Origin of the sequence: Oscillibacter sp. (genome assembly GCF_040505565.1) — a bacterium.
GTDB lineage: Bacteria > Bacillota > Clostridia > Oscillospirales > Oscillospiraceae > Oscillibacter.
In genome coordinates, this window is record NZ_JBEUWZ010000024.1 from 312,006 (window position 1) to 325,910 (window position 13,905).

A 13,905-nucleotide genomic window follows, 5' to 3' on the forward strand; every position below is an offset into this window, starting at 1 on the left:
CCGCCCGGGCCAACAGGTCTATCATACGCTTTTTTTTGCATGGGGGCAAGGAAAACAAAGGCAGAAAAAGTGGAGACGCCCGTTGCGGGCGTCTCCACTTTTTGATAGGAAGTAGTTCAGGCTGCGGGAATGGCCAGGACCTGACCAATCTGGATATCGTCCGCGTTCTTGATGATGGCGGTATTGGCCTTGTAGATCACGGTCCACTTTGTGCCGGTGCCGTAGAACTGCTGGGAGATGCTCCACAGGCAGTCGCCGGATTTCACGGTGTAGGTGCCGCCGACCGTGGCGACGGGCGTTGCAACAGGTGTGGTTGTGGGGGCGGTCACGGGTGTTGCGGGGGCAGGGGTCGTGCCGGCGTCTTTGCCGGTCAGAGCGGGCAGCTTGCCCGCCGCCCGCAGGGCGGGTCCGTTCAGAGAAGCAACATTGGGTGTGCGGCCGTCCTCGGAGGTGGGGACAGAGAGTTCGCCGGAGCGGACCTTCGCATAGATCAGGTCCTTCTGGGGATCGTTGAGATCTGCACCCACAATTTTCCAGTTGTTATCGCACTGAGGCATCAGAGGAGTCTTCAGTGCGGCAACATAGTCAGTAATCATGTCCCGGATCGCGCCGCCCTCGTACACCACGTCGGTCTCATTCAAAAGGCCCGCGTTAACCAGACCACCGTAGCGGTAGTTGTTCAGAGCCAGCACCAGGGTCTGGGTGTCGCTGAGGGGCTTGCCCTTGTAGGTGACGTTCTGAATGCGGGAACCGACGGGTTTGGAGATGTTAATCTCATAGTTCACGCCGGCAAATTCGTCATAGTTGTACATCCGGATGTCGGGGTTGAAGCTGATGGTCACGTCGCCGGCCTTGTACTGGTTGAAGAAGCTTCCGGCCTGCTGTTCCATGATGGCCTTGAGCTGCTTGCCGGTGACCTTCACGCCGTACAGCGTGTTGTCGTACTTGTAGATCTTCACGCTGTCCCGGTTCAGGAAGGGGCCCTTCTCCAAATTGGAACTGGCGTCAAACAGGGCAGCCAGAGACACGTCCGCGCCGACCTTCTTCATCTGCACCTGATTGATAAGGTCCAGGACGGGGTTGTCCTGCAAAATCGCGTTGGGAATACCGGGGAGAAGCTCCACGGGGTCCAGGAAGGTTTTACCGACCTGACCCACCTGCTTGGCAGCCAGCGCCTTGCTCTTTTCATCCAGAGACTTGAACTTTGCCAGGAAGGCCGCATCGGGAGTCACGGTGGAGCAGTCGATCAGGCCGGCGTCGGTCTTGGTCACGTCCCAGCTGCCGTTTTTCTTCGTCAGAGAGAGAGTAACCTTGGAGACATACTGGCCGTTTGAGCCCGGCTCCAGCACGGGGACACCGCCGATCGTCTCATCCACTTTAGAGTGGGCGTGGCCGATAAACAGTGCGTCGATCTTATCTCCGTAGGTCTCGGCCACCTCGCGCATACCCGGGGTGTTGTACTCGCCGTCCAGACCGTAGTGTACGGAGCCGATGATGACATCGGCCTTGCCGTCCAGCTCCTTGAGAATTTTTCCGGTCTCCTCCATCGGTGTGGTGAAGGTCATATTGTTGTAGTGCGTGGGGTCGGACTTCTCCCAGATGGGAATGTGGGGCGCATCAATACCGAACACGGCCACCTTCACGCCGTTCACGTCGAAGATCTGATAGGCGTTCAGCCAGCGTGAGCCGTCCTTCTGGTAGATATTGCCCGCCAGCGTGACGCCCTTGAACTCCTTGATTTCCTTTTCCACATAGTTGAACCCGAAGTTGAACTCGTGGTTGCCCAGGGTCCAGGCATCATAGTCCAGATAGTTCATGGCGTCAATCATGGGGTCGGGAACCTGGTCCTTGAATTCCTGGATGTAATTGGCCTGCGTGGCGTCGCCGGTGTCAATCAGGAGCAGATTGGGGTCCGTTTTCCGCTCCGCCGCAATAATCGCCGCCGCGTGAGCCATGCTGGTCTTGCTTGCCTTGTTGGACGCGTAGTCATAAGGGTTGACCATGCCATGCAGGTCGCTGGTCTGGAGAATGGTAACCGTCTGGGTTTCGTCCGCCGCCAGAGCGGGGACCGCCAGACTGACCGCCATGACCAGAGCCAGGAGCAGCGCTGAGAGCTTTTTCATTTTCATCTTTCAGCCTCCTTTATGATATTCCCGCTGGGAGATGTTTCCATTATAGCGCCCGCCCGTTCGCTTCACAAGAGCTTTTATGCAATTTAATTTAAAAATAGCAGAGCATTTTACAAATGGGACACGTGTAAAAGACCATACTGCAAAAAATAGCAATCCCGGAGTGGGGCGGAGTTCATTCCGTCCTGCTCCGGGATTTTGCCCATCCGCCTGAATGAGATGTGACTGGCCGGCGGGCGGACCCTCCCGCTGAGGAGAGGCATCTTAGGCTGGGATAATCTCTGCGTACCAGAAGATAGATGATAAAACCGGTCAGCCCTGGTGCAAAAATAGCCACCAGCGTCCAAAGAACAGCGTTCATCCTGCGGCTCTGTGCGTCCTTATAAACGTAGACGCCGATCATAACGGGGATAGCAATGAAAACCGCAAGCAAAAGCGGGAATACGATTAAAGACATGTGATAAGGTCCTTTCGTTTAACAGCGGAAAGCTCGTTGACAGTGAAGGAAGCAGCAAAATAGATACCGCACTGGCCAGTGGGCTCACTCGCTCAAAAGGCCCTCGCTCCGGTAAAACTGTGCTGCGCCGGGATGAAGCGGTACCGGCAGATCACTGTACAGAAAGTTGTCCTCACTCATAGCGGAGAGGGCCGCGTGCCGCTCCGCCAGTTCTCCAGTAGATTCCCAGAGGACGCGGGCGATGGTGCCGGCCAAATCGTCGTCCATGTCCGCATCCACGCACAGCAGACACTTGACGCCGAAGGTCTCCACATCCTCCGTCTGCCCCGCGTAGGTTCCGGCCGGAATCACGCCGCGGACATACTGTTTGTTTTTCCCCAGAATGGCGTCCAGTTCCTCATCCGTGAACCGCAGAACGCGGCAGGGCTTCTGCTCAGCCAGATCGCTCAAGCCCTTCACCGGAATCCCGGCAAAACCCTGAAGTGCGTCCAGATCTCCGTTCAGAAGCGCCACTCCGCCGGAGCCCAGCCCCTGATTTTCAAGCGTGGTATTGTTGGCAGTCAGCCCCACCGCGCTCAGAGCCACTCGGGCGGAAAGCTCCGAGGTGGAGTCCTCCGGACCCACGGCAACCCGCTTTCCAAGCAGTTCGTGGACGTATTCGATACCCAGCGATTCCGGCGCGATCCAGTTGGAAAGACTCACATACAGTGCGCCGATGGCCCGCAGATTCTCCATGGAGTTCCCCTGAAATTCACCCTCGCCCCGCCAGGCGCACCAAGCCACATCGCCGCTGACAAGGCCCATGTCGATCTGCCCGTCCCGCAGGCTCTCCACGTTGGCGGCAGAACCGCTGGACGCGCTGGTGTTGATTTTAAGGTCGGGGACATTCTCGTTCAATACCCCAGCCACGGCCCGCCCGACCGGGTACATGGTGCCGCCGCTGTCGGCGGTGCCGATGGTGAGGACACGAATCTCCGGGGAGGGTTCCTTTTGCACCGTCAGCCCGCAGCCCGAAAGCAGGCAGACCGACGTCAGCAGACCTGCCAAAACCAGCTGCCGCAGTATAATGCGCTGCCGGTCGCGAGTATCTTTTTTCATCGGCTCACCATCTCCCCACTCCCGCGGATTTAAATTTCACATAATCATAGCACAGTCTTCAGAATTTTTCTACGGTTTTATACGACAAAACGGGCCTCCCGGTGGGAGGCCCGTTTTGTCGGTCAAATAAACTTCAACTTTATTTAGTGCACCAGAAAACTGCCAAACAGGGAGAGAAAGATGGGGTTATAAATATCGTCGATAAGCACGGCAAAGGAGGGATACAGCACCCACGCTATATTATGCCAGCCGTACTGGTCCATAACCGCCTTCTCGTTGGCCACGGCGTTGGGTCCGGAGCCGCAGCCCCAGCCGCAGTTGCCCGCAGTCATGACCGCCGCACCGTAATTCCGGCCGAACATGTTGTAGGAGATGAAAATTCCGAACAACGCCATCAAAACTGCCTGCGCCAGCAGAATCACGCCCATCTGACCGGCCACGGCGGTCAACTTCGTAATGTCAATGGTCATCAGAACCAGGGCCAGATACAGCTCCAGGAACATGTGCTCGATGGCTTCTACCTCGGGGACGTAGAACTTGATGTGGAAGGTCTCCATCACGTTGCGGGCGATAGCGCCGGCTATCAGGCAGCCAATGAACTTGGGCATCTCAATCTTGGGGATGCTGTCCAGCAGCATATAGATGGGCATTCCCAGCGCCGCCAGCAGCAGGCACATGGCAAACATGGAGATCATGCGGCTGTTATCCAGCCGGGGAGTCTCGCCGGAAGCTATGGATTCGGGCTTGTCGTTGGGGTCGGATTTCAGATTGTGGCGGCTGATGAGGAACGCAGCCACAGGCCCGCCGATCAAAGAGCCCAAGATATTGCCCATTGTGCCCGCAGCAACGCCCACGGTAGTGGCGTCGGGCGCGCCCATGCCCTCGAAGATAGGGCCGAAGGCGGAGGCGGTGCCCACACCGCCAGCCATGGCGGCGGAGGAGCACTGGAGTGCCAGCAGCGGGTGCAGCCCCACCAGATTGCCGACAACCACGCCCAGAATATCCTGCAGCGTGATCAAAAGGCAGGCGGCCAGCGCGATCATAACGCACAGCTTACCTCCGGCGCGGCGAATCATCTTCCAGCTGAAGCCGAAGCCCACGCACAGGAAGAACAGGTTCTGGCACAGATCCTGCATCACTTTCGTGTCAAAGGAGAACGCCATGGCACCGGACATTTTGATGAAAGAAACCACCAGAGAGAAAATCAGGCCGGAGACCACAGGTGCAGGAATTGCGTACTTGCGGAGAAGCTTAGAGTGCCGCACCAGTGCGCGGCCCAGGAAAATTACGATGGCGGCAAAGCCCAATGCCGTGAGATACTCGAACTTGAACGAGGCAATCGCTCCGTCCGCTGGGGGGGTATAGGTTCCGAAATAACTCAGAATCTTGTCCATGAATTCTCTTCCCTTCTTTCCGGCTCCGGCAAAACCGGCGCCTAACACAAGCAATAGTATATCGGGCAAAGAGAATGCAATTCAATTTAAGTACGTATCGTACTCCTTTTGTACGTATCGTATTCTGTGTTTTATTGGCTTTTTGCTGATTTTTAGCCCTGCTTTTTGTGCATGTCGTCCATTCCGTATTGAATGGAAGGTCGTCCGCCTGTCCGATAATCAATGGCACTGACAACCTCGTGGGTTTGGGTCAAATAGTTCATATACCGCCGTACGGTGATTCGGGAGAGTTGGACCTGCTCGGCAATCTCCTCGCTTGTATACATCGTGCCGCTGTTATGCTGCAAAAACTCCCGGATCATCTGCATGGTGGCGGCGTTCAGTCCCTTGGCCAGAGGCTCCGGTGAGAGGGGCTGCCCCGCACTGCCGGTCATGCGGTCAATGGCCTCCTGATCCAATGCCGATGCCTGAACCTCCCACTGTTCCCGGCTTTGGCGGAACTTTTCCAGCGCCGCTTGAAAACGTCTGTATTCAAACGGCTTGACCAGATAATCCACCACGCCCCGTAAAAACATCTGCCGAACAGTCTGGGCGTCGCTGGCGGAGGTGACCATGATGACTGCCGGGGCTTTGCCCATGCCATGGAGCCGGTCAAGAAATTCCATTCCGTTGAGCATGGGTGTGTAGTAATCCAAAATAATGAGCGACACTTCGTGTTCCTTCAGATATTCCAACGCGCCCACGCCGCTGGGAAACACCGCCTTCACGGAAAAGTCCGATGTGTTTTCCACATACTGGCGGTTGATGGCCGCCACCATTGGGTCGTCCTCAATGATTATGACACGATACATCAGTCCGCCTCCTCCCGCGTAAATGTGATCGTAAGGCTGGTACCTTCGCCCTGCTCGGTCTCCACGTCGATCTTTCCGCCGTAACGCCGCACCACGGACTGTACCGCGTACAGTCCTGTTCCCCGATATTGCCCCTTGGTGGAGGCCCCCTTTTCAAACATGCTGGAGCGCACCTCCGGTGAAATGCCTCCGCCGGTGTCGGTGCAGACCAGCAAGCTGCAGTCCGGGCGGCAGTAAAGACCGAACTCGATCTCTTTGACAGGGTGCTCGCCGGAGGAGAGCTCCTCGATGGCGTTTTCCAGCAGGTTGCCCATCACCGTCACCATATCCTCCACGGGAATCAGCAAATCTTGCTCGATGCAGCAGCTCCCCTCTGCCAAATTCAGCTGAATGCCCCGCTCCGCTGCGTGGAGCATTTTTCCAATCATCAACGCACACAGCTCCGATACCCGCAGCTGGTCGGCAGTCTGGCAGATCAGCTGGCCGGAGATCAGGTTGCTGTTGACGATGGAACAGATGGCCTTCTCAATTTGTCCGGCTTCCAGATACCCGAGAATTACATGAAGTTTGTTGGAAAATTCATGGTTATAGGAGCGCAGGGCGTCGATCATGCTCCGGGCGCCGAACAACTCGTCGGACATGTGCAGCATTTCCGTCCGATCGTATAGAATGGTCAATACGCCCTGGGGCGCGCTGTTTTCCCGCTCTCGAATGGGGATTTGGCTCGCCAGCACGGATCGGCCGCCCACAATCCAGGAGCGGCGCTCCTCGGCTTCCCCGGTGCGGAGAACTTCCTCCTGCCGGGAGTCCGAAAACAACTCGGAGACGGGCCGTCCAACCAGTTGGACGCCGTCGCCGAACAAAGCCTGAGCCGTCGGATTGACAAACAGTACGATGCCCGCGGTGTCGCAGGCCACCAGCCCCTCCGCCACGGCGCCAAGCACCTCGTCCTGCCGGAGATAGCGGCTCAGCAGTTCCTCCGGGCGGAAGCCCATCAATGTCCCGCGCAGGAAGCGCAAGATGGCATGGGTCAAAAAGAAGCTCACCAGCAGCATTAAACCCAGAATCGCCAAATGGAGGACAACAATGTTTGTCAGGCGGGCAGTGAGGACGCCGGTGAACACGGAGACCATCACAAACCCAATGATCGTTCCGTCTTCGCTGCGGACGGCGTGAAATGCCCGGCGCTGCATGCCCATGGTGCTGTATCCGGTGGTGATGTAGGGCTCCGCCCCCTCCAAAATGGGACGTTCCTCCCCATCCACATAGGATTCTCCGGTTTTCTGCCGGTCCGTATGATAGAACCGCAGGCCGCTCTGGTCGCAGATCACCGCTGCGCTGATATCCGGGATGCTGTCGCACAGCGCGTCAATATTTCGGGTGACGTTGGGGTCGGGATAGCCCGCCTTCAGCATGGCGATCACGCTTGGAAGTTTGCTGACATAAGCCGCCGAGTTGCTGATGGACGCGTCTACCTGATTGCGCTGGCGGGTCATGTCCAGATACAAAGACATCCCCAGAGATAGCAGGATCACCAGCGCCGACAGCAGGAGAAAGGAGCGGTACAGCTTGCGCTCCAGCGTATTTTGGCTTTTGTTTTTGACCATTCGTGCCCTTCCTCCATCCCCTGCCCGGACTTTTCGTGCCTCGCTGCATGTAAAATAAGTATACCGTTCGTAAGAATTTCCGTCAAGGATACCCGCCAATGTCCACAATATACCTTTTAGTGCTGATTGGGCTTTGCCGCGAGCAGGATGAAAAGTTGCTGAATAAACTGCCCATATTCAGAAATAATTGCATGAGAGAAGACCCAACGCAGCAAAGTACAGGACTCAAGAGTGAGCCGCCGGAAAAGCCCATGGGGCCTTTCCGGCGGCTCACTCTTCGAATAAGATTGGGCTCAGCCTTTCAGCGAGGCGGGGTAAGCGCCGGAGGCATGGAGCTTTCTCAGCTCCTCCGCCACGCGCGCCCGATCCTCGCGGTACGTCATGCCAAACCAACGGTCGGCGGAGTGGAGGACGGAAATCTCCATGGAGCCGGATTCCAGCTGATTTCCCACCATCATGGGGAGCAGGCACTCGGCCTTGATATTGTCTCCCGCCTCGGTGCGGAGAAAGTTCTCAAAATAGGATTTCAGGGCGGGGAAAACCCCAGGGGTAAAGCCCCAGAAATTCATGGATACCACCGTGTCCGGGTCAAGGGAGCGGTCCTCCGCCAGGTCTTTCAAGGTTCCGTCCGGATAGAGCTGGATCTTCAGAGTCTCCCGCACGGACCGGAGCTTTCCCTCCGCCACGGCGCAGATGCCGCGGGACACCGTCCCGTGGAGGCTGGCGGTGTTTTTCAGGAGATAGCCCACCATGGCGCCGCGGCCGTTCTCAGGCAGCGTTGCCAGTTCGTCGTAAATGGCGCGGTAGGCGTCGATCCCGTAGTAGTCGTCGGCATTGATCACGCAGAACGGCTCGTGGACGGCCTTCGCCGCGCAGAGCAGGGCGTGGACCGTGCCGAAGGGCTTTGTCCGTTCGACGGGGATCTGATAAAAGTCCGGCACGGAGGAAAAGTCCTGATGTACATAAGCCACCTCCACAGGGGTGCCGTCCAGAGCGGTGCGTCTGCGCAGATACTCGCCGCAGATGCGCTCCATCAGCGGTTCCATCTCCGGTTTGATAATAAAGACCACCTTGTTGAAGCCCGCCCTCAGGGCGTCGTAAATGGAATATTCCATTAAAATTTCATTGTTGGGACCGATGCCGTCCACCTGCTTGCTGCCGCCGTATCGGGAACCCAGCCCCGCTGCCATGATGACCAGAGATACTTTCATAAACCCTCCATACGTCCGCCGCGCGGCCCGCGGAGACAGGCGCGCTCTTGCGTAATTATTGCGTAAAAATTTAGCCGCGTTTCACAGCCTTGCCTCTACCATACACTTTTGCGCGTCTGTTTGCAACAGCAAAAGTATATGCTTGACAATTTTTTACCGACATCTATAATATGAAAATGATTTTCAAATTTAAGGAGGGCGGCCTATGCCCTATTCCACAAAACAGCAGCAGGCGATTCTGAACTGCCTTCAGGCGCGGCCGGACGAACCCATGTCCGCAGCGGACCTGACGGCGGACCTGCGGCGCAGCGGCCATCCGGTGGGCCTTGCCACGGTATATCGCCAGATGGAAAAGCTGGAGGCCACGGGCCGGGTTCACAAGGTAAATACCGAGGAGGGCGCCTATTTTCAGTATTGCAGCCACCCGGAGGGAGACGGAAAACAGGACTGCCTGCTTTTGAAGTGCGAATGCTGCGGGCGCATCCTCCATCTGGACTGCACCCAATTGCAGCCCCTGTACGAGCATTTGCTGCGGGAGCATCATTTTACAGTGGATCACCGGCGGACACTGTTCTCCGGGCTATGCGAAGAGTGTGCGAAAAAGGAGCGGGAACATGGAGACAAATGAGCTGATTGTCTGTCGGGACACGGCCTTGGGCTATGAGGGCCGTGCGATTCTGTCGGGTTTGAATCTGAGCGTGTCCGCCGGAGATTACCTCTGCGTGGTGGGGGACAACGGTTCGGGAAAATCCACGCTGATGAAAGGACTTCTGGGCCTGATCAGCCCCATGGAGGGCAGCATCGAACGGGCGGTGGAACTGAAAAACGGCGCGGTGGGCTACCTGCCCCAGCAGACCCGGGCCCAGAAGGATTTTCCCGCTACGGTTTACGAGGTAGTGCTGTCAGGCTTTCTGAATCAGAAGGGATTCCGATTTTTCTACACGGCGGCCCAGAAGACCGCGGCGCTGCAGGCTATCGGAAAGCTCGGCATCCTGGAATTGAAGGACCGGTGTTATCGGGATCTCTCCGGCGGACAGCAGCAACGGGCTCTGCTGGCTCGGGCGCTGTGCGCCGCCGGACGGCTTTTGATTCTGGACGAGCCCATTACGGGGCTGGACCCCGCCGCAGCGCAGGACCTTTACAAGACCCTGCGCTATCTCAACGAAAAAGAGGGCATGGCGGTGGTCATGGTGACGCACGATCTGCGCTCCGCTCTGGAAAATGCCCGGACGGTGCTGCACATTGGAAAAAAGAGCTGGTTTTATGGGACGGTCGAGGATTATCTCCAGTCGCCGGAGGGCCGCCGGTTCCAAAAGGAGGAGCAGTGATGGAGCTTGTGGAAATGTTCTCCTGGCCCTTTATGCAGCGGGCGCTGATCGCGGGCGTGCTGGTGAGCCTGTGCGCGGCGCTGTTGGGCGTGTCGCTGGTTTTGAAGCGGTACTCCATGATCGGCGACGGATTGAGCCACGTATCCTTCGGCGCACTGGCGGTGGCGGTGGCGCTGGGGATCACGCCGCTGTACTTTTCCATTCCCGTGGTGATTTTGTCCGCGTTTTTTCTGCTGCGACTGGCGAATTCAGGCAGCCGCATGGGCAACGACGCGGCCATCGCCGTGATCAGCGCGTCGGCGCTGGCCATCGGAATTCTGGTGATCTCACTGACCACCGGCATGACCACGGACGTGGACAACTATATGTTTGGCAGCGTGCTTGCCATGACGGAAACGGACGTGCTGCTTTCCGCGGTCGTGTCCGCAGCGGTGTTGGTTTTATTCGTATTGTTTTACCACAAGCTGTTTGCCATCACCTTTGATGAAAATTTTGCCCGGGCTACCGGGATGCGGGTGGAGCTGTACAACACACTTCTGTCCATTCTGACGGCGTTGACCATCGTTCTGGGAATGCGGATGATGGGAGCCATGCTGATTTCGTCTCTTGTGATCTTCCCGGCGCTGACGGCCATGCGGCTGTTTCGAAGCTTCCGGGGCGTGGTACTCTGCGCGGGAGCCACCGCCGTTCTCTGCTTCTGCGCGGGGCTGACAATTTCTTTCACGAAGTCCACACCCGTGGGGGCCACGGTGGTGGCGGCGGACCTGGTTTTGTTCCTGCTGGCCTGCGCGGTTCAGCGGCTGCGGAAAAAGAACTGAACCGGTTTTTATTTGTCTTCCAAAACCGGAGCGTACGGTGCGCTCCGGTTTTGTCACTCTTTTCTTGAATTTTCTTTGAAAATCCAAAGAAAAAGCTTGATTTTCAGGAAAAATCGTGATACTGTTACTAAGGTAGTAATGGTATTCGTGTGGAGTGGACCTTGTGTCCGCTCTTTTTGTTGGCCTTTTTCCAAGGGCCGGAATTTGAAAAAGCTGGAAGTCTTGCCGGAAGCTGAACGGCGTGAAAGAGAGGCGTTCCCATGAAAAAGATCACGGAACTGACCGCCGAACTGGCGGCCCCCGTCATTGCGGAGCAGGGCTGTACCCTTTGGGACGTGGAATACGTGAAGGAGGCGGGCACCTGGTACCTCCGGGTGCTGCTGGACAAGGAGGGCGGCGTGGACATTCTGGACTGCGAGGCCATTTCCAGGCAGCTTTCGGATTTGCTGGACGAGGCGGACCCCATCGAGGCAAGCTACACACTGGAGGTCGGCTCCGCAGGCGCGGAGCGGGCTTTGAAGCGGCCCGGTGATTTTTCCAAATTTATGGGCAGCCCGGTTACGGTCCGGCTGTACCGCAACCGGGACGGGCGGAAGGAATTTGCCGGGACCCTGACCGGATATGACGAAAAAACCGGGACCGTGACCGTGCGCATCGGCGATGGGGAAATGACCTTTGAGAAGGCTGACACCGCGCTGGTGAGACTGCGAGTGGAGTTCTCCTGAGTCGGGAAAAATAAAACGAACGAAGAAAACGTATCATATCATAAAAGGAGTACAGGCAATGAGAGGCAAGAAGCAGAAGGAACCCGCCGGGATGAACTGCGATGAGATTTTCACCGCGCTGGAGATGATTGAAAAAGAGCGGAATATTCCCCAGTCCTTTATGCTGGATAAGATCGTCCAGGCGCTGACCACCGCTTATAAGCGGGACTGCAAGGATCAGGTGGACAATGTGATCGTGGACGTGGATCTGGAGCACCGGACACTGCAGATGTTTGTCCAGAAAAACGTGGTGGACGAAGAGGACTATGTGGACCCCTTCAACGAAGTGCCTCTCGACGAGGCGAAGAAACTGTCCGCCAAGTATGAAATCGGCGACGTCATCAATGTCCCCGTGGACAACACAGACTTTGGCCGCATAGCCGCGGGCAATGGCAAGCAGGTCATCATTCAGGGCCTGCGGGAAGCCGAACGGGGCATGGTGTACGACGAGTTTAACTCCAAGCAGCACGAAATCCTCACCGGCGTGGTCACCCGAATTGATCCCCGAAACGGCAACGTCTCTCTGCGCATCGGCACCGGGACCGAGACCACGGAGGCGCTTTTGATGGCGGGCGAACAGGTCCCCGGCGAAGAACTGGTGGAGGGAATGCACGTCAAGGTCTATGTAGTGGAGGTCCGCCGGTCTACCCGCGGCCCCCAGGTGCTGATCTCCCGTACCCATCCGGGTCTCGTCAAGCGCCTTTTCGAGCTGGAAGTCCCAGAAATTTACGACGGAACGGTAGAGGTCAAATCCATCTCCCGGGAGGCCGGAAGCCGCACGAAGATGGCCGTCTGGTCAAACGATGAAAACGTGGATCCCATCGGCGCCTGCGTCGGCCCCAAGGGACAGCGGGTGGAGAACATTGTGGCGGAGCTGCGGGGCGAGAAGATCGACATTGTGAAGTTCAGCGAGGACCCCGCCACGTTCATCGCCGCCGCCTTGGCACCCGCCGATGTGGTGGATGTGTGGATGGCGGACGAGGGCAAGGCCTGCCGCGTGCTGGTGCCGGACGATCAGCTGTCCCTGGCCATCGGCAAGGAGGGGCAGAACGCCCGCCTTGCGGCTCGGCTCACCGGCTATAAGATCGACATCAAGCCCGCGAGCTTCAAGGAAGAAGCGGCGGCAGAGCCCGCCGCCGAGAGTGAAGCGTCTGCGGACGACACGGAATAAGCGAAGAGGAACGGGGGGAACACCATGCCGAAGGTGAAGAAGATCCCGCAGCGGCAGTGTGTGGGCTGCCGGGAAATGAAAGAGAAAAAGACGCTGATCCGAGTGGTGAAGTCCCCGGAGGGCGAGGTCTCATTGGACGAAAAGGGCCGCAAGCCCGGTCGGGGCGCATATGTTTGTCCGAATGTGGAGTGCCTGCGCAAGGCACGGAAGTCCCGGGCGCTGGAGCGGGCCTTTGAGGCCCAGATTCCCCCGGAGGTATACGACGCCATGGAGCGTCAATTGGGAGGCGGCCAATGAATAAGGAATTATTGTCCACGCTGGGTCTGTGCAAACGGGCCGGAATGCTGGAGGTCGGAGAGGAGCCGGTGGAGTCCGCAGCCCGGGCGCGGGATGTGCGGCTGCTGCTGTTGGCCAACGATGCGGGGGAGAACACCGTCCGGCGGGCGGCCCACTTTTCCGAGATAGGCCAGTGCCTTCAGATCCGGGTTCCCTTTACGAAGGAAGAATTGGGAAGAGCCGTCGGCTATGGCAGCTGCGCGCTTCTGGGGGTGACCGACTTCGGCTTTGCCGCCTCCATTGCCCGCCGCTTGGCGGACGACGACGCGGAGACTTATGGCGACGCGGCGGACCGGCTGGAGGTCAAGGCGCAGCGGGCCGCACTGCGGAAAACGGAGGAGGCTCTTCACGAAAAGAACCTCCGACGGGGTATAAAGCGGAAGCCCGGCGAGGTGAAAGCGGCGGAGAATCCGACGGAGCCGATGCCTGCGGCGAAACCGCAGCGGCAGGCACGAGGCAGCGGCAGGCCGCCTATTGGTAAAAGCTTTGAGCGGAAGTCCTTCGGCAAGCCCGGAGAGTTCGGAGACCGGAAGCCCTTCGGCAAGCCCGGCGCACCCGGAGACCGGAAGCCGTTTGGTAAGCCCGGCGCACCCGGAGACCGGAAGCCGTTTGGCAAGCCCGGCGCACCCGGAGAGCGGAAGCCCTTCGGCAGGCCCGGCGCACCCGGAGACCGGAAGCCCTTCGGTAAGCCCGGCGCACCCGGAGAGCGGAAGCCCTTCGGCAAGCCCGGCGCACCCGGAG

13 protein-coding genes are annotated in these 13,905 nt (G+C 58.1%); 7 read left to right on the forward strand and 6 right to left on the reverse strand.

All coding sequences use genetic code 11. From position 1 onward, the window contains the following. Positions 1-116: 116 nt before the first annotated feature. From ABWQ15_RS13325 to ABWQ15_RS13350, 6 genes are all read right to left on the reverse strand, one after another. Positions 117-2,129 carry a 5'-nucleotidase C-terminal domain-containing protein gene (locus ABWQ15_RS13325; RefSeq protein WP_353909265.1) on the reverse strand — a complete coding sequence of 671 codons (2,013 nt, stop codon included), beginning with the start codon at positions 2,127-2,129 and terminating at the stop codon, positions 117-119. A 541-nt stretch (positions 2,130-2,670) separates the two neighbouring features. Beyond that, complete coding sequence (locus tag ABWQ15_RS13330) at positions 2,671-3,684, reverse strand: TAXI family TRAP transporter solute-binding subunit (RefSeq protein WP_353909266.1); 1,014 nt, start codon at positions 3,682-3,684, stop codon at positions 2,671-2,673. Positions 3,685-3,827: 143 nt separating this feature from the next. After that, on the reverse strand, positions 3,828-5,078 hold the full coding sequence (locus ABWQ15_RS13335) for a sodium/glutamate symporter (RefSeq protein ID WP_353909267.1): 1,251 nt from the start codon (positions 5,076-5,078) through the stop codon (positions 3,828-3,830). Between the two features lie 152 nt (positions 5,079-5,230). Then, on the reverse strand, positions 5,231-5,929 hold the full coding sequence (locus tag ABWQ15_RS13340; RefSeq protein ID WP_353909268.1) for a response regulator: 699 nt from the start codon (positions 5,927-5,929) through the stop codon (positions 5,231-5,233). Further along, positions 5,929-7,536, reverse strand: a complete 1,608-nt coding sequence (locus tag ABWQ15_RS13345; protein WP_353909269.1) for a sensor histidine kinase — start codon at positions 7,534-7,536, stop codon at positions 5,929-5,931. Before ABWQ15_RS13345 ends, ABWQ15_RS13340 begins: the two co-directional genes overlap by 1 nt. A 293-nt stretch (positions 7,537-7,829) precedes the next feature. Next, the gene (locus tag ABWQ15_RS13350; RefSeq protein ID WP_353909270.1) at positions 7,830-8,747 is read right to left on the reverse strand and encodes a nucleotidyltransferase family protein; all 918 of its coding nucleotides are present in this window, start codon (positions 8,745-8,747) and stop codon (positions 7,830-7,832) included. A gap of 205 nt (positions 8,748-8,952) precedes the next feature. On the opposite strand from ABWQ15_RS13350, the gene ABWQ15_RS13355 reads away from it, so the two are divergent. The 7 genes from ABWQ15_RS13355 to ABWQ15_RS13385 form a co-directional block, all read left to right on the forward strand. After that, complete coding sequence (locus ABWQ15_RS13355) at positions 8,953-9,375, forward strand: Fur family transcriptional regulator (RefSeq protein ID WP_353909271.1); 423 nt, start codon at positions 8,953-8,955, stop codon at positions 9,373-9,375. Then, positions 9,362-10,075 (forward strand): metal ABC transporter ATP-binding protein, encoded by a 714-nt coding sequence (locus tag ABWQ15_RS13360; protein WP_353909272.1) that lies wholly within the window; start codon positions 9,362-9,364, stop codon positions 10,073-10,075. The genes ABWQ15_RS13355 and ABWQ15_RS13360 overlap by 14 nt, the downstream gene beginning before the upstream one ends. Further along, a complete protein-coding gene (locus ABWQ15_RS13365; protein WP_353909273.1) occupies positions 10,075-10,893 on the forward strand; it encodes a metal ABC transporter permease in 819 nt (272 codons plus the stop codon). Before ABWQ15_RS13360 ends, ABWQ15_RS13365 begins: the two co-directional genes overlap by 1 nt. A gap of 260 nt (positions 10,894-11,153) precedes the next feature. After that, entirely contained in the window at positions 11,154-11,618 is a 465-nt protein-coding gene (gene rimP, locus ABWQ15_RS13370) for a ribosome maturation factor RimP (RefSeq protein WP_353909274.1), read from the forward strand. Positions 11,619-11,676: 58 nt separating this feature from the next. After that, positions 11,677-12,828, forward strand: a complete 1,152-nt coding sequence (nusA, locus tag ABWQ15_RS13375; RefSeq protein ID WP_353909275.1) for a transcription termination factor NusA — start codon at positions 11,677-11,679, stop codon at positions 12,826-12,828. Positions 12,829-12,852: 24 nt separating this feature from the next. After that, complete coding sequence (gene rnpM / locus ABWQ15_RS13380; RefSeq protein WP_353909276.1) at positions 12,853-13,125, forward strand: RNase P modulator RnpM; 273 nt, start codon at positions 12,853-12,855, stop codon at positions 13,123-13,125. Further along, the coding region (locus ABWQ15_RS13385; RefSeq protein ID WP_353909277.1) for a hypothetical protein at positions 13,122-13,905 on the forward strand (784 nt) is incomplete at its 3' end. The genes rnpM and ABWQ15_RS13385, both read left to right, overlap by 4 nt.